Origin of the sequence: Variovorax rhizosphaerae, assembly GCF_037889975.1 — a bacterium.
Classification (GTDB): Bacteria; Pseudomonadota; Gammaproteobacteria; order Burkholderiales; family Burkholderiaceae_C; genus Variovorax; species Variovorax rhizosphaerae.
This window is the reverse complement of the sequence record NZ_JBBKZT010000009.1, coordinates 326,485-349,100: the sequence shown is the minus strand read 5'-3', so window position 1 is coordinate 349,100 and position 22,616 is coordinate 326,485. Positions and strand designations below refer to the sequence as shown.

Below are 22,616 nucleotides of genomic sequence, written 5' to 3'. Positions count from 1 at the left end.
GTCGCCATCCGCGCCGATGGCAGACGCGACGCCGTCCTGCACGAAGGCCGCATCCCCGCCCGCAGCCGTGCCCCGAACCGGGTCGCACACTGCGCTGCCGCTTCGCGGCTGGAGGGTGCATTCCCATGGGCAATCACAAGGTCGTCGACAGTCCGGTCCCGCCGCGCAGCGCCTCGGTGGCGCCCTTGTTCGCCCTGCTCCCTGAGCTGCGGCTGCTGGTCGGGCTCGCGACCTTCGGGCTCATCATCACGGCGCTCTATTTCGGTCGCGACATCCTCATACCGCTGGCGCTCGCCTTCCTGCTGGGTTTCGTGCTCGATCCGCTGGTCATGCGGCTCAAGCGCTGGGGTTTGCCGCGCGCGCCGGCCGTCATCCTGGTGGTGGTGCTGGCGCTGGCCATGATCGGCCTGGCCGGCATGTTCCTGGGCAATCAGGTCAGCACCCTCAGCGCCCAGTTGCCGACCTACCAGAGCAACATCAGGGCCAAGCTCCAGACGCTGCGCGCGGATGCGAGCAAGCCCGGCATGTTCGACGGCGTGATCAAGACCTTCGACACCCTCAAGAAGGAGGTGGACCAGGCGCCCGCCGCGGGTCCGCCGGAGCCAAGCGCAGGCAGGGCCAACGTCGCGAGCCCGCAGCGCGTGCAGGTCGAGCCCAAGCCGCCCTCGGCCTTCCAGCAGGCCATCGAGTGGCTCGAAGCGGCCAGCGGCCCGCTTGCCAAGGCCGGCATCGTGCTGGTGTTCGTGGTCCTCGTGCTGCTCGACCGCCTCGACCTGCGCGACCGCCTGCTGCGCCTGTGGGGCGGCTCGATGCACCGCTCGACCGACGCCATGGACGAAGCCGGAGAGCGCATCAGCAAGTACCTCACGATGCAACTGGTCGTGAACATGAGCTATGGCGTGCCGATGGCCGCGGGCCTGTGGTTCATCGGGGTGCCGGGCGCGATCCTGTGGGGTGCGCTGGCGGCGGTGATGCGCTTCGTGCCCTACCTCGGGCCGATGATTTCCGCGGTCTTCCCGCTCGCGTTGGCCTTTGCCGTGGACCCGGGCTGGTCGATGGTGCTCTGGACCATCGGCCTGATCGCCGCGCTCGAAATGCTCAGCAACAACGTCGTCGAGCCCTGGCTCTATGGCGCCAGCACCGGCCTGTCGGCCATGTCGCTGATGGTGGCGGCGACCTTCTGGACGGCGCTCTGGGGTCCGCTCGGACTGATCATGTCGACGCCGCTCACCGTGTGCCTGCTCGTCATCGGCCGGCACTTGCCCCGGCTCAAGTTCCTGGACGTGCTGCTGGGAAGCCAGCCCGCCCTGGACACGCCATCGCGCATCTACCAGCGGCTGCTGGCCGGCGACGTGGACGAGGCGATCGAGCTGGCCTCGCGGCAGACGGAGGATGGCAACGTGGCCGACTTCTACAACGAGTCGGCGCTGCCGGTGCTGCGCATGGCCTCCAATGACCATTCGGTCGCGGCCACGGCCGAGCACCGCCATCGCGTCGTGGTCGGCATGGATGCGCTGATCGAGGATCTCGTGGACCAGCATCCCGCCACCGGCGTCCAGACGGATCCGTCGGTGGTGTGCATCGGCGGCAAGTGGGAGGTCGACACGCTCGCCGGCAAGATGCTCGCGCACGCCGTGTCGCTGCAGGGCCAGAGCGCGGGGCACCGGCCGGCCGCCACCGTAAGTGCGGACTACATCGCGGCGCTCGACCTGGCCGCGGCGAAGGTCGTGTGCCTGTCCTACTTCAGTCCCGAGCCGCAGGAGGCGGCGGGTCGCTTCTGCCGGCGCCTGCGCCGCCGCTGGCCCGATGTGAAGATCGTGCTTGCACTGTGGAACGCCCCACCCGAACTGGTGACGGAGGAAGCCTGCCAGGCGCTCGGTGCCCACGCCGTCGTGACCTCCGTCAGCGAGGCCATGATTCGCATCGCCGACCTCGCGGGCATCCGGCTCGACCAGGGTTTCATGCTGGCGCCGATTCCGAAGGCCGACGCCGTTCGCTTGCAGGCCCTGCACGACAGCGGCGCGCTGGATGTGCGCGCGGAAGCGATCTTCGAGAGCGCAGCCAAGCATGCCGCCGACATCTTCGACGTGCCGATGGCGATGGTGTCGCTGATCGACAAGGACGAGCAGAAGGTGCGCGGTGCCTTTGGCGAACTGCCGCCGTCGCCAGGGCCCGCACCCGCCCGCGTGGGGACAGAGGCAATGAACGTTCCGCGCACCCTTTCGATGTGCGGCCATGTCGTCGCCAATGCCCAGACCATGGTCGTGCCCGACATCACGCGCGACCTGCGCTTTGCCGGCAATCCGGCCCTTCAATCGATGGGGCTGCGCTTCTATGCCGGCGCGCCCCTGCGAGACGGCGCCGGGCACGTGATCGGGACCTTGTGCCTGCTGGACGTCGAAGCGCGGTCGCTCAACCAGCGGGAGGTGACCCTCCTCGAATCGATGGCGGACGACGCGATGCAGGCCTTGCGCGAGGCCATGATCGAGTGGGGTGACGTGGCGCCGATGCCGGGGCCGGCCACCGAGGCGCCGTCGGCGATCGTCGGGCAACCCGTGGGTGGCCTGGCGCTCGCGGGCGAGTGAGCGGGCTCGGCTACGCGGCGCGCGTCAACACCACGGCCAGCTCATAGGCGAGGCTGGGATGCGCGATGCGCTCATACGGCGGCTTGGGCCACTGCCATGGCGACGACGGGAACAACGCCCGCATCGCATGGATGTCGCAGTGGTACGGCGGCCCGGTCACCACGCCGTCGGCCGATGAAGGATCGGGCCGCTGCATGAACATCGCGAACAGCGTGCCGCCCGGACGCACCCATGCAGTGAGCTGCGCGGCATAGGCCGTCCAATGGTCCGGATGCAGCGCGCAGAGGCAGGTCTGCTCGTAGACGGCGTCGACGGGCTGTGGCGGGTTCCAGGCCAGCACGTCGGCCTGCACCACCTCGGCTTGCAGCGAGCGATCCGCGAGGCGATGACGCGTGCGCGTGACCGCACCTTCCACATAGTCGATGCCTGTCACCGCGACGCCGGCCTCGGCCAGTGCCGCCACGTCCCAGCCGCTGCCGCAGCCCGGCACCAGCACGCGCTGGCCCGGTGCGATGGCGCCCTCGGCGATCCATCGTTCCAGTTGCGGGCCGGGCGCGCCGCGATCCCACGGCGTTGTCGCGGTATCGAAGCGCTCTTGCCAGAAGGCGGGGGTCGGACCGGCCATGCGCGTCCTTCAGGCGGTGGCGGCGGGCACGTTGTGCTCGCGCAGCTTCGCCTTCAGCACCTTCCCCGTCGGGTTGCGCGGCAGCGCCTCGACGATGCGCAGTTCCTTCGGCAGCTTGTAGCGCGCCAACTTGTCGCTGGCAAAGGCATGCAGGTCTTCCAGCGTCACGGACTTGCCCGGCTTGGGCGCGACCACGGCGACGACCCTCTCGCCCCAGCGCTCGTCGGGCGCGCCGATCACCGCGACCTCTGCCACATCCGGATGGTCGTAGAGCACGCTCTCGACCTCGGCCGGGTAGACGTTCTCGCCGCCGCTGATGACCATGTCCTTGAGTCGGTCGCAGATGTAGAGGAAGCCCTCCGCATCGCGGTAGCCCACATCGCCGCTGCGGAACCAGCCGTCGTCCGTGAATACGGCCCGCGTGGCATCGGGCCGGTTCCAGTAACCCGCCATCACGTTGGCGCCGCGCACGCAGATCTCACCCGTCGCGCCGGCTGCGGTGATCTCCTCGTCGTTCGCACCCAGCAGCTTGATCTCGGTCAGGATCGGCGGCGTGCCGGCGGAGCCGAGCTTGTCGATCGTGCGGTCCGGGTGCAGGAAGGTGATCATCGAGGCGGTCTCGGTCATGCCGTAGCCCTGGTGCACCGGGATGTTGCGGGAAGCGTAGAGCCGCAGCAACGGCTCCGGCATCGGCGCACCGCCCACCGCGATCGAACGCAGCGACGACAGGTCCGCGCCCTCGAAGGACGGATGCTGGCTCATGAACAGCAGCATCGCCGGCACGCCGAAGGTCACGCTCACGCGGTACTGCGCAATGGCGTCGAACACGGCCTGCGGCTCGAAGGCGCGCTGCAGCACCAGGTGGCCGCCTGCCATCAGCGTGGTCAGCGTGCCGCACAGCAAGCCGCCGACGTGGAACATCGGCGCGAAGTTGAGCTTGACGTCGGTCGACGCCAGGTCCCACAGGAAGATCTCGTTGAGGTTGTTCGCCCAGAAGTTGCCGTGCGTGAGCATCGCGCCCTTCGGGTGGCCGGTGGTGCCCGAGGTGTACATGATCAGCGCCGTGTCGTCGGCACGCGCGGGCACGGCGGCGGGCAAGGGCTTGCCGATCGCCGCGGCCATCAAGGCGTCCGTCGACTCCCAGCCTTCCGCGCCGCCAGCCCGATGAAGATAGCGCGCACAGTGAAGGCCGCTGCGCACCTCGTCGATGACGGCCAGGTGCGACTCGCCCACCATCAGCGTGTGGATGCCGGCGTCCTCGATGATGAAGGCCAGCTCATGCCCGGTCAGACGGAAGTTGAGCGGCACGAAGATCGCGCCAATGCGCGCCGTCGCGAACAGCGCGACCAGCAGCATCGGATCATTGAAGCCGAGGTAGCCGACGCGCATGCCCGCGGCCACGCCGCCCTCGGCCAGAACGGTCGACAGGCGCTCGACACGGTCCATCAGTTCGCCGTAGTTCCAGGTCACACCGTCGCAAGTCAGCGCCGGCTTGTGCGGCGCACGGGCGGCGCGGCGCTTGAGCCATTCCGCCAGGCCCACAGCATGCGCGCTGCCGGCGGTGGGGCTCAGTGTCCGGTCCATACCGGCTTCCTCTTCTCGTTGAACGAGGCCAGCCCTTCCTTCGCGTCCTCGGTTGTCGCGAGCAAGGCGATCTGACCCTCGGTGAAGGCGATGCCTTCGTCGAAGGACATCGAACCGAGCGCGCGCATCGCGTACTTGCCGCGGCGGATCGCGGTCGGCGACTTGCCGACGATGCGGTCGATGAGCCATTGCGTCTTCGCATCCAGCTCCTCGGCCGGCACCACATGGTTGAGCAGGCCGGCTTCCTTCGCATCGGCCGCGCTGAAGGGCTCGCCCGTCACGCACCACTCGCGCAACACGCGGCGCGGCACGATGTCCTGCAGCAGGCTCAGCACCTGCATCGGGAACAGGCCGATCTTCACTTCCGGCAGGCCGAACAGCACGTTGTCGGCCGCAATGGCCATGTCGGTCATGCACAGCAAGCCCATGCCGCCGGCCATGCACACGCCGTTGATGCGCGCGATGCTCGGCAGCGTGCTGTTCTGCGCCTCGCGCAGCAGGTCCGCATAGTCGATGGTGGGCTTGGAGAGGTCGAAGGCGAAGCCCGCGCCGGGCTGCAGGTCGCCACCCGCGCAGAAGGCCTTCTCGCCCGCCGCGGTCAACACGATCACGCGCACGTCCGGGTCGGCATGCGCAGCGCGCCAGCCGGCGCGGATGCCGGCGACCACGTCCTTGTTGATCGCGTTGCGCTTGTCGGGCCGGTTGATGGTGATCCACATCGCGTGGCCGCGCTTCTCGTGGAGCACGGCCGGTGCTGCGCTGGTGCTTGTCTCGCTCATGCCTTGTCTGCCTTCTTGTGTTGTCTGTCCCGTCCGGCTGCCACCGTATCTGGCTCTGGTAGTCGCCCGTGATGCCGCACGCGCATTCGGGCGTGCGTTTCAGTTCAAGCCGGCGCGGCTTCCCTCACCGCGGGCTCGATCTCCACCACGATGCGGCTGGCCGCGACCTGGTCGCCGGTCTTCACATGCAGCGCGGTCACCTTGCCTGCCACCGGCGCGGCATGGATGTGCTCCATCTTCATCGCCTCCAGCGTGACCATCGGCTGGCCCACTTCGACCACATCGCCGACCGCCGCCATCACCGCGACCACGCGACCATTCATCGACGCGCGCAGCTTGCCGTCGCCACCCGCCTCGCCCTTCTTCGCGGAGGCGGCGCGTGTCTTGTCTTCGATGCGCACCGGCACGCCGCGGTAGTGCAGGTGCAACACGCCGTCAGCACGTTGGAAGGCCACGCTTTCCAGCAGGCCGTCGCAGACGAGGTGCGCGGCGTGCTCGGTGAGGTCGCGCAATTCGATCGTGAAGGTCTGCTCGGCGATCGTCACGTCAAAGTGGTGCTGGCCGGAAAGCACCAGGCCCGCCGTCACGAGCGCACCATGGGCATCGAAGCGAAGCGATATCGGCAGGCTGTGCGTCATGCGCCGGCCCGGTGCGCGGGCGCGTCGATCACCGGCGGTTTCATGGAGCACCACGGCGGCGATCGCGGCGGCGCGGGCCTGCTGCGCCGTATCGGCGGCCAGCAGCGCATCCTGGTTCTGCGCGATGAAAGCGGTGGTCGCACCTCCCTGCGCAAACACCTCGTGCCCCAGGCAGCGATGCAGGAAGGCTTGGTTGGTCGTCACGCCCAGCGCGACCGCATCTTCCAGCCCCGACATCAGCTTGCGCCGCGCCGCCTCGCGGTTCTCGCCGAAGCTGATCATCTTCGCGATCATCGAGTCGTAGTACGGCGGGATCTGCGCGCCCGAGCGCATCGCATGCTCCACGCGCAGGTGCTGCGGCATGTGCCACAGCGCCATCGTGCCGCTCTGCGGCATGAAGCCCTTGTCAGCGTCCTCGGCGCACAGCCGCACCTCGATGGCATGGCCCTTGAAGTGCACATCCTCCTGCGTGATCGGCAGCGGCTCGCCAGCCGCCACGCGCAGTTGCAGCGCGACCAGGTCCAGGCCGGTGATGGCCTCGGTCACCGGATGCTCGACCTGCAGGCGCGTGTTCATCTCCATGAAGTAGTAGTTGCCTTGGCTGTCGAGCAAAAACTCCAGCGTGCCCGCGCCCTCGTAGCGGATGGCCTTCACCGCGGCGACGGCGGTCGCACCCATGCGCGCGCGCAGGTCTTCGTTCACAGCCGGAGATGGCGCTTCCTCGATCAGCTTCTGGTGACGCCTCTGCACCGAACAATCGCGCTCGCCCAAGTGGATCGCATTGCCGTGCCGGTCGGCGAAGACCTGGATCTCGATATGGCGTGGCTCGACGATGGCACGTTCCAGGATCACCTCCGGGTTGCCGAAGGCGCTCTGCGCTTCGGAGCGCGCGCTGCGCAGCATCTCGGCAAACTCTTTCGCCGAAGGCACCAGCCGCATGCCGCGCCCGCCACCACCGGCGGTCGCCTTGATCATCACCGGAAAGCCGACGCGCCCCGCTTCTTGCGCGAGCCGTTCCTCGCTCTGGTCCTCACCCTGGTATCCGGGGATGCAGGGCACGCCCGCAGCCATCATCAGCGTCTTGGCGCTGGCCTTGTTGCCCATCGAGATGATGGCTTCCGCGGACGGCCCGATGAACACCAAGCCCGCATTCTTGCAAGCCTGCGCGAAGTCCTCGTTCTCGGCCAGGAAGCCGTAGCCCGGATGCACCGCATCGGCGCCGCTCAGCTTCGCCGCATCGACGATGGCCGGGATGCGCAGGTACGACTGGGCCGGCAGCGGCTCGCCGATGCACACGGCCTGGTCGGCCTCGCGCACATGGCGCGCGTCGGCATCGGCCGTGGAATACACCGCGACAGTGCGGTAGCCCAGCGCACGCGCGCTGCGGATGATGCGCAGCGCGATCTCGCCGCGATTGGCGATGAGGATCTTGCGGAACGGGGTCAGGGTGGAAGTCGTTGCGGTCATGAAACTGTGTGTCCGGTTGCGTCGTCGATCAGGGCCGTGCCACGGAGAACTGCATCTTCTGCGGCTCGCGCAATTCCGCATCGCGGCAGATCGACAGCACCTTGGCCAAGACCTCGCGCGTGTCGCGCGGGTCGATCACGCCATCGTCGAGCAGCCTTGCACTGGTGGTGAACACGCTCATCTGGCTGTCGAAGTGATCGACGATGCGCTTCTCCATCGCTTCCAGCTTGGCATGGTCGACCTCGCCCTTCCGCTTCATCGCGGCCTCGGTCACGATGGACATCGTCTTGGCCGCCTGCTCGCCACCCATCACGGCAGTCTTCGCGTTCGGCCAGGAGAAGCAGAAGCGCGGATGAAAGCCCCGCCCGCACATGCCGTAGTTGCCCGCGCCAAAGGAGGCACCGCAGTAGATCGTGATCTGCGGCACCGTCGCGTTGGTCACGGCCTGGATCATCTTGGAGCCGTGCTTGATCATGCCGGCCTCCTCGTAGTCCTTGCCGACCATGAAGCCGGTCGTGTTGTTGAGGTAGAGCAGTGGCGTCTTCGACTGGCAGCAGGCCTGGATGAAGTGCGTCGCCTTGGTCGCGCCGGCCACGTCGATCGGGCCGTTGTTGGTCACCACGCCGAGCGGCATGCCCTCGATCTTGATGTGGCCCACCACGGTCGCGCTGCCGTAGTTCTCGCCGAACTCCAGGAACTCGGAATCGTCGGCGATGCGCGCGATGACCTGCTTCATGTCGACCGGGCGCTTGTGGTCCATCGGCATGATGCCGAGCAGTTCCTCGGCGTCGTAGCGCGGCGGCTTGAAGTTGCGCACGGGCGCGGCCGGCATGTCGCGGTTCCAATCGATGTTGGCCAGGATCTCGCGGGCGATGCGGATCGCGTCGCGGTCGTCCTCGGCCAGGTAGTCGCCGAGGCCCGAGATCGAGGTGTGCATGACCGCGCCGCCCAGTTCCTCCTCGGTCGCGATTTCGCCCGTGGCCGCCTTCAACAACGGCGGCCCGGCGAGGAAGGCCCGCGAGCGATCGCGCACCATCACGATGTAGTCCGACAGGCCCGTCTGGTAGGCCCCACCCGCCGTCGACGAACCATGCGTCACCGTCAACACCGGCAGCCCCGCGGCCGAGATGCGCGCCAGGTTGCGGAACAGCCCGCCGCCGATGATGAATTCCTCCACCTTGTAGGTCATGAGGTTGGCGCCCGCGCTCTCGACCAGTTGCACCAGCGGCAGCTTGTTCTCCAGTGCCAGCTCATGGATGCGCATCTGCTTGGGAATGCCCATCGGCTGCAGCGCGCCGGCATCGATGCCGGAATCGGATGCATTGACCATCACGCGAATGCCCGACACCCAGCCGATGCCCGCGATCACCCCGCCGCCCGGCACGCTCTTCTCGAGGTCCGGGTTGTCCAGCCCCAGCCCAGCGAGCGAGGAGATCTCCAGGAAGGGCGTGCCCGGATCGAGCAGCAGCGACAGCCGCTCGCGCGGCAACAGCTGCCCGCGCTTCTCGAAGCGCTCGCGCGACTTGCCCGAGGTGGCGATGCTGCGCCGCTCGAAGGTGCGCACGCGCTCGATCAATGCCAGCATGCCGCTGCGATTGGCCTCGAAGGCCTCGCTGCCGGGGGAAACGGTCGACTCGATGATTGCCATGGGTGGTGATGCCTTGCCGGCGAGCGGCACGATACGGATGGCGCAGCTTAGGCAATCGGTCAGGGGCGGTCTTGTGCGAAGTGGCTGCTTCGCGCGGGGGGCGGCCGGGCGTGCGGCGGACGGACGTGTGTCGCGGAGATGCGCGACGGGCGTGCGCGCCCCGGGGGTTATGTCCAGCGCGTTGTTGTCAGGACCGGGCGATGTCCATCGCCCGCATGACCTGGTCGGCGGACGGATCGAGCGAGGTGACGACCCGGAGATAACCGCCTGCGTCCACGACGAAGACGCGGTTCAGGTGTTCAGCCGCATTGACCGCGAGCGCGCCGATGCTGAATTCCGCCAGCAGCCGATCGGTCTCCTGCACCGAAGGCACGCCCGCGCTCCAGAGACCGCGCTGCGCGCCGAAGCGCCCCAGCCAACCCGCCAGCACCTTCGGGTCGTCGCCCAGGGCGTCGATGCTGATCGAAAGCAGCCGACCGTCGCGCCGCTGGCCGGCCAGTCGGTCCTGCAGCGCCGCGAAGAGCGCACCTTGTGTGAGGCAGGTCGTGCCGCAGCCGGTGAACATCAATTGCACGGCGGTCACCTGGCCGCCAACCAAGGTGCGCAGTTCGGACGTTCCGCCGCCGACCATGCGCAGCCGCAATCGGGAAACAGGTCGCGCGGGCAGCAGCAGCGTCTGCGTGGGCGAACCGCCCGCCGGCGCGGCATGCGTGGCATGCGCCAGGGCCGAGGTCGGTGCGGCGGCGGCCACGGCCATGCCGGACAGCGCCACCAGGAAGCGTCGTCGCCCCGGACCGCTGGGGTGGCCTGACTGCATCATCGCGCCGCGCTCCTTCTGATTCATGGGATGCACGCGAAGGTAAGCCCGCAATGCAGCCGAGCGTTAGCCGGATTTGGCAAGCCCCTCCTTCCGCCGCACGTGCCGAGCGACACCGCGGGCGCTCCCGGCCCTCTCGCCATCCTGCGCGCGCCAGCCGCAGCCAGCGAGTAGACGCAAGCCAGTCCCCGGCGACCCACCTACCCTGCGCCGATGAAAGGCAACACCCTCAACGCTTCCACCCTGCCCCAGGCCCTCGAACGCGCGGCCTCGCTGCACCCCGCAATCGAGGCCTGGATCGATGGCGACACCGTCCATTCATTCGCCAACATGCACACGGCCAGCGAGCGCCTCGCCAGCGCCATGCTGGAGGCCGGCCTGTCGCGCGGCGACCGCATCGCCGTGCTCTCGCAGAACCAGATCGAATGGCTGCAGCTCTTCTTCGCCGCCACCCGCATCGGCGTGGCCGTGGTCGCGCTGAGCGCCCGCTACCGCGACGCCGAGATCGAGTACATGCTGGCCGACAGCGAGGCCCGGATGGTGTTCACGCTGGCCAGCGTCGACGGCTTCGATTGCCTCGCGATGTTCGCTCGCATGTCGGCGCGCCTGCCAAAGCTGCGGCAGGTCGTCGCCATCGACAGCGAGCCGTTCCGCCAGATGCAGGCCGCGGAGGTCGACACCGACAGTCTCGAGCCCGCCACCGCCTCGGTGCAGCCCGACGACCTCGCCATGGTCATCTACACCTCCGGCACCACCGGCCGACCCAAGGGCTGCGCCCTCACCCATGCCAGCCTGCTCGCCTCGGCGGCCGCCCAGGCCCGCCATACGCAGACGCGCGCCGGTGACCTGCTGCAGTTGTCCAACCCCTTCAACCACGTCGGCGGCATCACCTGCGGCATCCTTGCGCAACTGCTCGTGGGCGGCAGTTGCGAACTGGTCCCGAGCTTCAAGGCCAGGACCGTGCTCGACATGATCCGCAAGCGCCCGCCGCAGATCCTTGTGGGCGTGCCGACCATGATGACGCTGATCCTCATGCACCCGGCGTCGGAATCGGTCGACCTGTCGTCGGTGCGGCTCATCATCACGGGCGGCTCCAACGTCGACAGCACCCTGCTGACGCAACTGCAGCGGCGCATGCCCGGCGCGACGATCATGAACCTCTACGGCCTCTCCGAAGCCTCGGGCGCACTGGTCATGACGCCCCGGGACTGCGCCGATGAAGACCTCATGCAAAGCATCGGCAAGCCACTCGAAGGCGCCGAGGTACGCGCTGTCGATGCGGACGGCAAGGCACTGCCGCCCGGCGAGATCGGCGAGCTGCATTTCCGGGGATTGGGCGTGGTGCGCGACTACATCGGCGCAGCAGCGGGCTCCGGCGCCTTCGAGATCGGCTGGCTGCACACCGGCGACATGGGCTGTGTCGACACGCGCGGCTTCATCACGCTCAAGGGCCGCATGAAGGACATGTACATCCAGGGCGGCTTCAACGTCTACCCTGCCGAGGTCGAGGCGCTTATCGCCACGCATCCGGCCGTGGTCATGGTGGCCGGCATCGGCGTGCCCGACAAGGTGCTCGGCGAAGTCGGCCGCTACTACGTCATCGCCCGCGAAGGCAGTGGCCTGACGGAATCCGACGTGCTCGCCCACTGCGCCGGCCAGATCGCCGATTACAAGATGCCGCGCCAGGTCGTGCTGCGCGCCGAACTGCCAATGACCCCGGCCGGCAAGATCCAGAAGGCTGCCTTGCGCGCCGAAGCGAACTGACCGTGCCATCGCGATCATCCGAATGAAATTCATCTTGTACAAAATTCCGTGAATTCAATGATCGCGAATACATGGTATGCCGACATTCAAACGCCAACGCATTTATAAAGACGCAATCAAATAGTTCTCCACACTCCGGCGCCTGTGGTAGTCTGGCTCGAATACCCGGTTTACCCAACAACGATCATGCTTCCAGCAAGCATCGAAAAAAGGATTGCACATGGCCGCGGACCCCGAACTCGACTTCATCAAGGACCAAATTGCGCTGATGGGCGTGCACACCCAAGCGGATATGGACCCGGACCAGCAGAGGGCCTTCGCCATCGCAACATGGGAGATACAGGACAAGTACGAAAAAGCGCAGGCTATTTTAAAAGACAAGAACGCGACGGCGGCCGACCAGAAATACGCCAAGGACGTCACGGACTCCATCAACAAGAATCTGCCCAACATGGCCAAGGGCGTGTTGTCGGCGGCCTCCGCGTTCAAGTCCGGCGACTATATCAACGGCAGCGCCGCCATCATGGACATCTGCGCCTCCGGCGTGCAGATGCTTGCCAGCCTGTCTGCCGGCGCCGGTCCTTATGGCGCGGTATTTGGCGCGATCTTCACGATCGTCGGTCAACTCCTGACGTATTTCGGCCCCAAGCAGCCCTCGCTCAAGGACCAGATCATTGATGCCATCAAAGGATTGAATGCGGAAGAAAAACTCCGCAACACCCTGGCGGATGGCGACGCGGTCCAGGAATATACGACAACGATCTACAGAATCCGATCACTCCTCCCCAAGCATCTCCAAAGCCCTATTACGACAAAAGAGGAGCTTTGGGATTTCCGCACCCATCTCAAGGCCGACATTCTTTCCATTGAACTGGCGTTCAACAAGGTGTCCTCCTTGTACAAGAAATGGGAAACCGCGGAATGGCTGAAGGACGAGAAAACGCAGGATATGGAGAAATGGCCTGAGATCCTTGGTGTTTTCTGCCGGACCTATTCGGATTCGCTACTTGCAAACTTGGCGCTGGCTTCCATGGCCAACCGGGTGTTGGTCGACAAGCGACTGGAGGATGTCTCCAGCTCCAACCCGGACTACGAACGCCATCGGCACGATTTCGACGAAGTCAACAACCTGTTGATCAACCTGCGCGCCATCGTCCTTGCGCTTCCGGAAACCTGGAGCGACGGGAACAACCTGATGCAGCAATTCACGCGGGCTGTCGAACCGGTCGCCCGCCAGCGGGGGCTGTACGTCCATCTCGGTACCGACAAATACCTCTACGCCGCCACCGGGAAAAAAGCCATTGAAACCGGTGCGTGGAAAAACCTGCCCATCGGATATGGTGCTCGCGGCCAAAGGTTCTCCATCACCATTCCCAAGGCAGATGCGGGCTCCTTGAAGCCGCTCTACCATGTCTTCTTCGTCGAGCACTGGATCGCTTCCGACAACGGCGACGTCCAGCACGGGCGAATCGAACCAGCCGCCGTTGCAATTTCCGCTCAAGGCATGATTTCTCCTGACAAATATCATGACATCTGGGCGCTTCCGTCCCCCGATGACCCAAGGAAATCCTTTGTCTACGCGGCCCACAATGACAACAAGGGCGGCTCGGTCAAATTGTTCGAGCTGGATACGGAAAACAAAGTGAAAGTAATCAATTGGAATCCCGCGGCGAAATCCCGGATCACCAATATTCGCGTGGTCACCCATCCGCCTTCGCCGTTGCCCGACGATCCTGACAGAGGCGCATTGCCGCCCGGCTCCCTTCTTGTGGGCGGCAAGGATCATTACAATTCCATCGTCTACGGAGCGCTGGCCAATTCTGGCGACATCTACGTCGATCAATCCAATACGCGTTGCCAGGTGCCGTCTCCGTGGGGGAGTTACAGCGGTATTGACGTCGACGCGTACCACCTGTGGGTATTCAGGGCGGAGGGTTTTGCGTGCGCCACGCATGCCTCCGTCATCAACTGCATACTGGGCCATATCAAGGCCCCCCGGTGGATGGAATGCTCCGCCAACGATTTGCTCGGAGACCAGGCTCGCCATCCCGGAAACAAATGGCTGGTCGACGGCCGGGAAACGACCACCTATCCTCCGCTGAGAGGATTCATTTCATTGGCACCGTGCAAGGATGGAACCCTTTTCGCCAGCGTATTTCGTCGAAGTGTTCGCCAGGTGGACACTGGGGACCATTGGCTATTCGTTCCAGAGGATTCCTTGGGCACCTATACGGCCAACTACACCCTCAATTCAGGAGGCCTTTCTGCAGGTCCCTGGACCAAGTGCACGGGATCGGCGCTGCAGGTCCAGAAGATGCCTATTCCGTGCTGGTCCCTGTTCGAGGGCTTGAAAGCGGACCTCCAGACCAAGGGCATCCTGAGACAAGCCAGCTGAAGTTCCGTGCCCGGCGACTCCCTCGCAGCCGCGCGGGAGCGAGGGGAATCGCAGCGGAATCAATTTCGAAGCCACGGCGCAGCCGTCTGCCAAGACACACCGCGCCCACGCGCTCGAAGGGGCTGCCTACAACGGCCGGATCACCGGATCGAAATACTCGAACACGTTGTTGTTCGGCAGCGCGATGTTCGAGTACGAGAAGGACAGGCTCACATCCAGCGCCCTCACCTGATGCCACCAACCCAGCGGCAGGTAGATCGTCTCGCCGGGCTCGATCACCACGTCCAGGATCTTCACGCCCCGCAGCAGCGGATAGCGGTCGTAGTCCGGCGCATCCAGGTCGATCGGACTGAACACCGCGTTGGTGTTGTACAGGCGCGGCGTCTGCAGCGGAGAGATCAGGCGCCAGCGCTTGCGGCCCACCACCTGGGTGTGGAACAGCATCAGCTTGTCGTGGTGCAGGCTGGTCACCGTCCCGGCCGGGCCGAACCAGAACGACGAGCGCGCCGACAGTTGCGACCGGTCGCAGCCCGGCGGCAGCGTACCGATGTCGTCCAGCAGCGGCGCGAAGCCGGGCTGCCGCAAGGCCTCGTTGTTGGCCGTCAGGTAGTAGTCGTTGCTGACGCCGCCGCGCAGCACCTGATCGACGAAATCGGCCACCCGCACATGGCGCCGGTGCGAGAGCTTGTCCTGCTCGTAGCGGGGATTCGCATGCCGTTCCGCCTGGATCTCCACATCGAGGTGGCCGAAGCGCTGCTTCAGGTCCTCTGGCGACCAGCGGCGCATCGCGGGCCAGTCGGCGGTGTGCCCGGTGAGCACCAGCGGCCGGCAGCCCTCGACATAGCGGGCCGCGAACTCCGCAATCGACACATCGGCGCGCTTCTCGATGGTCTGGTAGCCGGGGTTGAGTTCCCAGAGCTGCTGCAGGTTGGCCATGCTTGATTCGAGCTTGCGCTGCAACTGCACCTGCTGCTCACCGGCGATGCAGATCGGATTGCTCACCATCCCTTCGATGATCACGGAGCTGACGACGTCGTCGATGCCCGCGTTCACCATCACCTCGAGCATCGAGGTCGGCGTGCATCCGCGCATCACCTGCTCGGCCACCCAGCGCACCCATTCGCGCGTGATGGGGGTCGGGGCCACCGGCTGCGGGGCCGTCATCTGGCCCATCGCGGGGCCGGGACGGGGCGGGGCGGGCGGCTTCGAGAGGATCGTGCTGGGCATGGTGCTGGCTCACGTCACTGCGGAACGCGAGGATACCAAGGGGCCCCCGCTTGCGCCATTGCGTCGTTGCGAACGCAGGCCGCGGGATGGCCGCCAGGGCGGATGCGCCGATCAAGGCCCGGCGGGCGCCGGCACGGCAATCACGACCCGGGCGAACAAGGCGGCGTATTCCGCTTCCGGCTCGCACCCCGTCATCGGGTCGCGGTTGGCGCCGAAGGCGCGGTCCAGCTCCGCCCAGTCCTGCGGGTTGAGCACCCGTTCAGCCAGGGGCAGGACTTCGCGTTCCTCCAGCGCCATGTGCGCCAGGCAGAAATCGACATAGCGTTCCACGGCAGTCTCGAAAGCCTCCCGGCGCGCTTCGCCCATCATCTCGAACGCCAGCAAGGCGTGTTCGACGTTGCGGATCTTTCGCTCGCCACGATCGTGGTCGTCGTCGAGCTGGTCGAACAAGTCACGCGAGAGCGGCGCGCGCGCTCGCAGCTTGGGAAACAGGCGCTCGGACTCCTTGCGGTGATGCCGCTTTTCCGGGAACTCATCGATGTAGAACAGCATGGCCCGCAACGCCGCGAAGTCCGGTGGCGCGCCGCTGCGGCGGTGCTGCGCGAGCTGCATCAGGATGGAGCGCAACATCGCCGCCAGCGCGGCACGCTCCGCGCGGATGATCCGGATCGTGGCGTGGGGGGTGCCCTGCTGGGACATGAGGTCTCCAAGTGAAAAGTCCAAGGGTCGCGCAATGGGCCCCATGCACCCGTGCGCCAGATCAACCTTGGCGGCATCCAGGCTGGGCTGAAGGTTCGCGCCGGCAATGGGGCCGCGTCGTCAGCGACCATCGAGGTCTTCCAGCGGTGCGGGTCCGGACGCCCGTATTGAGGTAGTGCGAGCGCCTGGCCCGAACTACCATGCCCGCGTGAACCTTCCTACTCACCTCGCGATCCTTGACGACGAGGCCGACATCAGCCAACTCTTGGCGACTTACCTTGCGGCGCATGGCTACCGAATCATCCAGGTGCACACCGGTCACGCCCTCATGGCGCTGATGGCGCACGACGCGCCCTCGCTCGTGCTGCTCGACCTGGGCCTGCCCGGGGAAGACGGCTTCGCGATCGCGCGCAAGCTGCGCGAGCACTGGCATTGCGGCCTGGTGATCGTCACCGGCCGCAGCGACGCGGTGGACAAGGTGGTCGGCCTGGAAGTCGGCGCGGACGACTACGTCACCAAGCCCTTCGACCTGCGCGAGTTGCTCGCACGCATCAAGGCCGTGCTGCGCCGCCTGGCCCCGGCCATCGTGGTGAATCCTTCAACGGGCTCGACCGCACCATCCACATTGCGTTTCGCGCATTGGCGGCTCGACACCAGCGCCCGCCGGCTGCTCGATGACCAGGGCGAGGAAGTCGCGCTCACCACCGGCGAATACGCGCTGTTGACCGCCCTGGTCACGCATCCGGGCCGGGTGCTGTCGCGCGACTTCCTGCTGGGCAAGACGCGTGGCCGCGACAGCGGCCCCTTCGACCGCACCATCGACGTGCAGATCGGCCGCCTGCGCCGCAAAGTCGAGGCCGACCCCGACCATCCGCAGATCATCAAGTCGGTGCGCGGCGCGGGCTACATCCTGGTTCCCAAGGTCGAGGCCGCGGCATGACGTCGTTGCCGCCCCTCGTGGGGCCGGATGACGGGGCCTTGTTCTGCACGCTCTTCGACGCCTACCCCGATGCGTTGCTGCTGGTCGACCCGCAGGGCATGATCCGCCTGGCCAACCCCTCGGCGGTCGAGGTCCTCGGCTATTCGGTGGAGCAGCTCATCGGCCTGTCCGTCGAGCAACTGGTGCCCGATGCCATGCGCTCGCGCCATGCTGCCTGGCGCGAGTCCTATGCCGGGCAACCACGCATCCGGGCGATGGGCACGCAGATGGACCTGGTCGCCCGCCGCCAGGACGGCAGCGAGGTCATGGTCGAGATCGCGCTGAGCCCGCTGCAGGACCACGGCCTGCCCTACGTCGTCGCAGCCATCCGCAGCGTCAGCGAGTACCCGCGCGTCAAGCAGGCCCTGCAGCGCGCACGCTATTCGGAGCAACTGGCCCGCTTCGGCCGCCTCGCCGTGGAGGCGCGGGATTCGCAGCAACTGCTGGCGCTGGCGCCGGTCATCGCATCGGAAGCGCTGCAGGCCGAGATGGCCAAGGTGTTGCTGCTCGAAGCCAGTGGCCTCGAGTTCCGCATTGCCGCCGGCGTGGGCCTGCTGCCGCAGGAAGCGGCCGGACATCGCCTGCCGAACGAGCCGGGATCGCCCTCCGGGCATGTGGTGGCCACCGGCAAGTCCGTGGCGGTGGGCGACTATGCGAGCGAGCAGCGCTTCACGATTCCCGCGCACTACCTGCAGGCCGGGCTGGTGTGCGAGCTGTCGGTGCCGCTCGGCGATCGCGGCCGCACCATCGGCACGCTGGCGGTGCGCTCGCGCAGGCCGCATCACTTTGGCGAGGACGAGGTGCGTTTCCTCGAATCGCTCTCGAGCATGCTCGCCACGGTGATGCAACGCACCGCCAGCGAGGAAGCGCTGCACCATGCGCAGCGACTCGAGAGCGTCGGGCAACTCACCGGCTGCGTGGCGCACGATTTCAACAACCTGCTGACCGTGATCTCGGGCAACCTGCAGATGCTGGAGGAACTGCCCGCCTGCGCCGACGACCCGGCGGTCCGGCAACTGGTCGGGGCCGCCTATCGCGCGGCACGGCGCGGTGGCGAACTCACGGGCAAGCTGCTGGCCTTTTCAAGACGGCAGGTGCTGCAACCCACGGTCGTCGACACGCGAGCGCTCCTGGCCTCGCTGACGGGCATGCTCGCGCGCACGCTGGACCAGCGCATCGCCCTCCGGATCGACACCCGGGACGCGCTGTGCATCGCGGATTCGGTGCAACTCGAATCCGCCTTGCTGAACGTGGTCATCAACGCGCGCGACGCCATGCCGCAGGGCGGCACCATCACCTTCACCTCCGGCCCTGCGGTCGACCTGCCCGCAGAACTGGAAGCGGAAGCCGGGCTCTCGCCGGACGGCTATGTCGCCATCGCCATCACCGACACCGGGGCGGGCATGCCGGAGTCCGTCAGGGAGCGCGCCTTCGAGCCCTTCTTCACCACCAAGGAAGCCGGCCGTGGCACCGGTCTGGGCCTGGCCACGGTCTACGGCTTCACCCGGCAGTCGCACGGTGCGAGCACGCTGCGCAGCACGCCTGGCGAGGGCACCACCGTCACGCTCTACCTCCCGCGCGTGGCTGAGCGCCCTCCGGTCGACGAGGACGCCGGCGCAGAACGGCCGCGCCGCGTCCGCGCTGGCGTGCGCGTGCTGCTGGTCGAGGACGATCCGGAAGTGCGCAAGGTCATCCAGGCCTTCCTGGCGGCGATGGCTTGCGAGGCCTTCGCCTGCGCGAACGGCGAGCAGGCCCTGCAGTTGCTCGATGCCGGCAGGGCCTTCGACCTGCTGCTGACAGACATCGTGCTCGGCACCGGCCTCCGCGGCAGCGAACTGGCCGACCGCGTGCGGGAGCGCGCGCCGGACTTGCCGGTGCTGTTGATGTCCGGTTATTCGAGCGTGCTGCTCGACGACGAGTCGCAGGGCCGCGAGCTGCTGCGCAAGCCCTGCAGCCGCGCCGACCTTGAACGCGCGATGGCCAAGGTACTGGGCCCGTAGCACCAGGCTGCGCCCGGTTGGCTCAAGTCGCGGCGGCAATGCCAGAACGACTTGCGCCCCGCGTTCCCTGAAGCGCCGCGGCTCCCTCGTCCGGCGCACTGGGCGTACCGACGTCGCGAATGAAGTCCGCCAGCGCCTCGGCCTGCGGGATGTGGATGTCGCGACGGGTCTGCTCGGTGAAGCGGATCACATCGCCGCGCGCCAGGCGTGAGAGCGCGCGGCTGACGGTCTCCTGCTTCATGCCGAGGTAATTGCCGATCTCGGCGCGCGTCATGCGCAGCGTGAACTGGTCGGTGCGCAGGCCGCGCTGGTCCAGCGCATCGGCCCAGTAGCGCAGGAAGCCGGCCACCCGCGCATCGGCCGGCAGCGTGCACACCGCCAGCATCGAATCGTGGTCGCGCCGCAACTCGCGGCTCATCGCGCCGTGCATCGCCGTCAGCAGGGCCGGCTTGCGGACCGCGGCCTCGATCAACGTGTCGTAGCGAATGGCCCAGACCTCGCCGGTGTCCAGCGCGATGGCGTCGCAGCCGTACTGGCCGCTGGCGATCCCGTCGAGCCCCATCCAGTCGCCCTTGAAGTGCAGGCTGACCACCTGCTCGCGCCCCTCGTCCGAAAGGTTGACCATCTTGAAGAAGCCGGAGCTCACGACATGCAGGCAGCCGAAGGACTGGCCCAGCCGGTAGACGACATCGCCAGCGCGCACCACGCGGCGCTGCACGGGCAGGCTGTCCTGCAAGAGGCGGAGCATGTCGGCAATGCGCGTGGTGCCGGAGACGCGGCTGGAGTTGCGGGTCGCTTCGTTCATCGCCGGGTCCTTGCCGTGGGGTCGATGAAGCATAGGAAGCCACTGCAACCGGCAAATAACAACGCATAGGTGTCAAGTAACAGTGAGTGAATACTTTGTATCCCATCGATGGATTCAGCGGCAGCCGCCGCAGAGAGCCTGGCCGAAGTCCATCCACAGGCCCTGCGGGGCCAGCGAGGCGCGCACCCCTTCCCTTCACTGCCCCGCTGGGTCATTCCGTCCCGCCAGGCGCGACGCATTGAGCACCACCACCAGCGAACTCGCGGCCATGCCCAGCCCGGCCAGCCAAGCCGGCAGCATGCCTGCCGCCGCCAGCGGCACGCACAGCGCGTTGTAGCCCGCCGCCCACCAGAGGTTCTGCCGCGCCACGCGCATCGTGCGCCGGGCCTGCGCGACGGTCAGGTCGATCACGCGCAGTTCGCTGCCCAGCATGACGAAGTCGGCCTGCGCCCTGGCCAGCGGCACGGCATTGCCGAAGGCGAACGAGGCATCGGCGCGCCCCAGCACCGGGCCGTCGTTCAGGCCATCGCCCACCATCGCCACGCGATGCCCCCGGTCCTGGAAGCCCTCCAGGATCAGCCGCTTGGCTTCCGGCGTGCAATCGCCGTTCACGCTCCGGATGCCGGTTCGCAGCGCGACGGCGCTGGCCGCGGCGGCACTGTCGCCCGAGAGCAGGTGAACCGACAAGCCTTGCGATCGCAACACGGCGACGGTTGCCGCCGCATCGGCACGCACGCTTTCCTCCATCACGAAAGTCGCCAGCCAGCCCTGTTCGTCGCTCAGATGGACTTGCGACGCCGACGCGTGCAAGGGCGGCACGCCACAGAAGGCGGCGGATCCGAACCACATGCGCTGCGTGCCCGCGTCGGACGTGGCTGCGTCGATCACACAGGCCTCGACACCCCTGCCCACGGACTCCTCTGCCTGCACGACCTTCCAGCTCGTCGGCGGATGCGGCCGGTCATTCCAGGCGTTCACCACCGCACACGCCACCGGATGCAGCGACTGCGCCGCGATCGCTGCCGCGCGCTCCAGCGCCGAGCTGCTTCGGGTGCCCGGCCGGCAGTGCATGCCGACGACGCGCGGCATGTCGATCGTGAGCGTGCCGGTCTTGTCGAACACCAGCGTGTCCGCCAGCGCCAGCCCTTCCAGCGCCTGCAGGTTGCGCACCAACACGCCCCGCCGGGCCAGCATTCCGGCACTCGCCTGCATCGCCGCTGGCGTGGCCAGCGACAGCGCGCAGGGGCACGTCGCGATCAGCACGGCCACCGCCACCATCAGCGCCTTGCCAGGGTCCACCGGCCACCAGAGGCTGGCCGCAAGCCCTGCCGCGCACAGCACGAAGAGTAGGAACGGCTGGGCCGCCCGGTCGGCCAGCGACGCCAGCCGGGGCTTGTGCAGGGAGGCGTTCTCCATCAGCGCCACGATCTGCGCAAGTCGCGTGTCCTGTCCCACCGAATCGAGCCGCACCTGCACCGTCGCCGACAGGTTGCGGCTGCCGGCCAGCACACGCGCGCCATAGTCGCGCACGACCGCACGCAACTCGCCGGTGAGCAAGGCCTCGTCGACCGTGGTGCGGCCCAGGCTGACCACGCCATCGGCCGGAAAGCGCTCGCCCGGACGCACGCGAACCACATCGCCGCATGCCAGGCGCTGCACCGAGACGCACTCGAAGTCGCCGCCCGGCGCGAGCCTTTCCGCATGCTCGGGCTGGCGGTTCATCAGCGCCTCCAGTGCCCCCGCGGTGCGGCCTCGCAGGCGCGTCTCCAGCCAGCGGCCGGTCAGCAGGAAGAAGACGAACATGGCCAGCGAATCGAAATACACGTCGGCGCCCAGCGATCCCCTGGGGTCGAAGGTGGCCGCGCTGCTCACCACAAAGGTGATCGCGATGCCGAGCGCGACGGGCAGGTCCATCCCGATGCGGCCGCCCCGCAGGCTGCGCAGCGCACCCGCGAAGAACGGCCCGCAAGAAAACAGCACCAACGGCAGTGTCAGCACCCACGATGCCCAGCGCAGCACCGTCGCGGCATCGGCGGCCAGGTCCCCGGCATGCACGACGTTGGCCGGGTAGGCATGCATCACCTGCGCCATGCAGAAGCCAGCCACCAGCCAGCGCCACAGCGCGATGCGTGCGTCCCGAAGCCGGCGCGCACGCACGGCCAGGTCGCCCGCGGGCACCAGCGTGCAACCCGCGCCCTCGCAGGCCCGGAACCAGCCGGAGGGCACGGTCCGCGCTGCCGACCAGACGATGCGAGCGCGCCGGGTCGCCACGTCGACCTCGGCCTTTTCCACCCCCGGCACCCGCGCCAGCGCCGCTTCGACGGCAAAGGCGCACGCGGCGCAGTGCATGCCCTCGACCAGCACCTGCGACTCCCACCGGCCGGCCAGCGGATCGCCGCCGAGCGGCCGGCTGAAGGCCGCCCATTCCGCTGGATCGTCCAGCAATGACCCACCCTGGGGCGCCGAAAAGGCAGGAGGCCCGTGGAGCCCGGCCTGTTCGAGCGATAGCGCAACTTGCATGGCGCAAGGCTAGGGCCATCGATGTGGCGCGGTGATGATCTGCGTCACGCCACGGCGGCGCGAATGCCCCTACGCTCGCCGGAA

15 protein-coding genes are annotated in these 22,616 nt (G+C 67.3%); 5 read left to right on the top strand and 10 right to left on the bottom strand.

Annotated features, from left to right (window positions below; all coding sequences use genetic code 11):
• The first annotated feature begins 125 nt into the window (after positions 1 to 125).
• Complete coding sequence (locus WKW82_RS21135; protein ID WP_340344298.1) at positions 126 to 2,585, top strand: AI-2E family transporter; 2,460 nt, start codon at positions 126 to 128, stop codon at positions 2,583 to 2,585.
• Between the two features lie 10 nt (positions 2,586 to 2,595).
• On the opposite strand, the gene WKW82_RS21130 is transcribed toward WKW82_RS21135, so the two are convergent.
• The 6 genes from WKW82_RS21130 to WKW82_RS21105 all read right to left on the bottom strand — a co-directional run bounded on the left by WKW82_RS21130 (position 2,596) and on the right by WKW82_RS21105 (position 10,170).
• A complete protein-coding gene (locus WKW82_RS21130) occupies positions 2,596 to 3,210 on the bottom strand; it encodes a methyltransferase domain-containing protein (RefSeq protein WP_340344297.1) in 615 nt (204 codons plus the stop codon).
• A gap of 9 nt (positions 3,211 to 3,219) precedes the next feature.
• Complete coding sequence (locus WKW82_RS21125; protein WP_340344296.1) at positions 3,220 to 4,794, bottom strand: acyl-CoA synthetase; 1,575 nt, start codon at positions 4,792 to 4,794, stop codon at positions 3,220 to 3,222.
• Complete coding sequence (locus tag WKW82_RS21120) at positions 4,779 to 5,573, bottom strand: enoyl-CoA hydratase/isomerase family protein (protein ID WP_340344295.1); 795 nt, start codon at positions 5,571 to 5,573, stop codon at positions 4,779 to 4,781. Before WKW82_RS21120 ends, WKW82_RS21125 begins: the two co-directional genes overlap by 16 nt.
• Before the next feature lie 104 nt (positions 5,574 to 5,677).
• Positions 5,678 to 7,678: an acetyl-CoA carboxylase biotin carboxylase subunit gene (locus tag WKW82_RS21115; RefSeq protein WP_340344294.1), complete on the bottom strand. Its 2,001-nt coding sequence runs from the start codon at positions 7,676 to 7,678 to the stop codon at positions 5,678 to 5,680.
• A 28-nt stretch (positions 7,679 to 7,706) separates the two neighbouring features.
• Positions 7,707 to 9,326 (bottom strand): acyl-CoA carboxylase subunit beta, encoded by a 1,620-nt coding sequence (locus tag WKW82_RS21110; protein WP_340344293.1) that lies wholly within the window; start codon positions 9,324 to 9,326, stop codon positions 7,707 to 7,709.
• 187 nt (positions 9,327 to 9,513) lie between these two features.
• Entirely contained in the window at positions 9,514 to 10,170 is a 657-nt protein-coding gene (locus WKW82_RS21105) for an SCO family protein (RefSeq protein WP_340344292.1), read from the bottom strand.
• 186 nt (positions 10,171 to 10,356) lie between these two features.
• Between WKW82_RS21105 and WKW82_RS21100 the strand changes: the two genes are divergently transcribed.
• The gene (locus WKW82_RS21100; protein ID WP_340344291.1) at positions 10,357 to 11,907 is read left to right on the top strand and encodes a class I adenylate-forming enzyme family protein; all 1,551 of its coding nucleotides are present in this window, start codon (positions 10,357 to 10,359) and stop codon (positions 11,905 to 11,907) included.
• 220 nt (positions 11,908 to 12,127) lie between these two features.
• Positions 12,128 to 14,302, top strand: a complete 2,175-nt coding sequence (locus WKW82_RS21095; RefSeq protein ID WP_340344290.1) for a hypothetical protein — start codon at positions 12,128 to 12,130, stop codon at positions 14,300 to 14,302.
• 126 nt (positions 14,303 to 14,428) lie between these two features.
• On the opposite strand, the gene WKW82_RS21090 is transcribed toward WKW82_RS21095, so the two are convergent.
• Complete coding sequence (locus tag WKW82_RS21090) at positions 14,429 to 15,529, bottom strand: cupin-like domain-containing protein (protein ID WP_340344289.1); 1,101 nt, start codon at positions 15,527 to 15,529, stop codon at positions 14,429 to 14,431.
• Positions 15,530 to 15,640: 111 nt separating this feature from the next.
• Positions 15,641 to 16,228, bottom strand: a complete 588-nt coding sequence (locus WKW82_RS21085) for a hemerythrin domain-containing protein (RefSeq protein WP_340344288.1) — start codon at positions 16,226 to 16,228, stop codon at positions 15,641 to 15,643.
• A 208-nt stretch (positions 16,229 to 16,436) separates the two neighbouring features.
• Here WKW82_RS21085 and WKW82_RS21080 point away from each other — a divergent pair, with 208 nt between their 5' ends.
• Both WKW82_RS21080 and WKW82_RS21075 read left to right on the top strand, forming a co-directional pair.
• Positions 16,437 to 17,168 carry a response regulator gene (locus WKW82_RS21080; RefSeq protein ID WP_340344287.1) on the top strand — a complete coding sequence of 244 codons (732 nt, stop codon included), beginning with the start codon at positions 16,437 to 16,439 and terminating at the stop codon, positions 17,166 to 17,168.
• Positions 17,165 to 19,207, top strand: a complete 2,043-nt coding sequence (locus tag WKW82_RS21075) for an ATP-binding protein (RefSeq protein WP_340344286.1) — start codon at positions 17,165 to 17,167, stop codon at positions 19,205 to 19,207. Before WKW82_RS21080 ends, WKW82_RS21075 begins: the two co-directional genes overlap by 4 nt.
• A gap of 22 nt (positions 19,208 to 19,229) precedes the next feature.
• Here WKW82_RS21075 and WKW82_RS21070 read toward each other — a convergent pair whose 3' ends face one another.
• Together WKW82_RS21070 and WKW82_RS21065 are read right to left on the bottom strand one after the other, a co-directional pair.
• Positions 19,230 to 20,012 carry a Crp/Fnr family transcriptional regulator gene (locus tag WKW82_RS21070; protein WP_340344285.1) on the bottom strand — a complete coding sequence of 261 codons (783 nt, stop codon included), beginning with the start codon at positions 20,010 to 20,012 and terminating at the stop codon, positions 19,230 to 19,232.
• Positions 20,013 to 20,207: 195 nt separating this feature from the next.
• Positions 20,208 to 22,457 (bottom strand): heavy metal translocating P-type ATPase, encoded by a 2,250-nt coding sequence (locus WKW82_RS21065; protein WP_340344284.1) that lies wholly within the window; start codon positions 22,455 to 22,457, stop codon positions 20,208 to 20,210.
• Between the last annotated feature and the right edge of the window lie 159 nt (positions 22,458 to 22,616).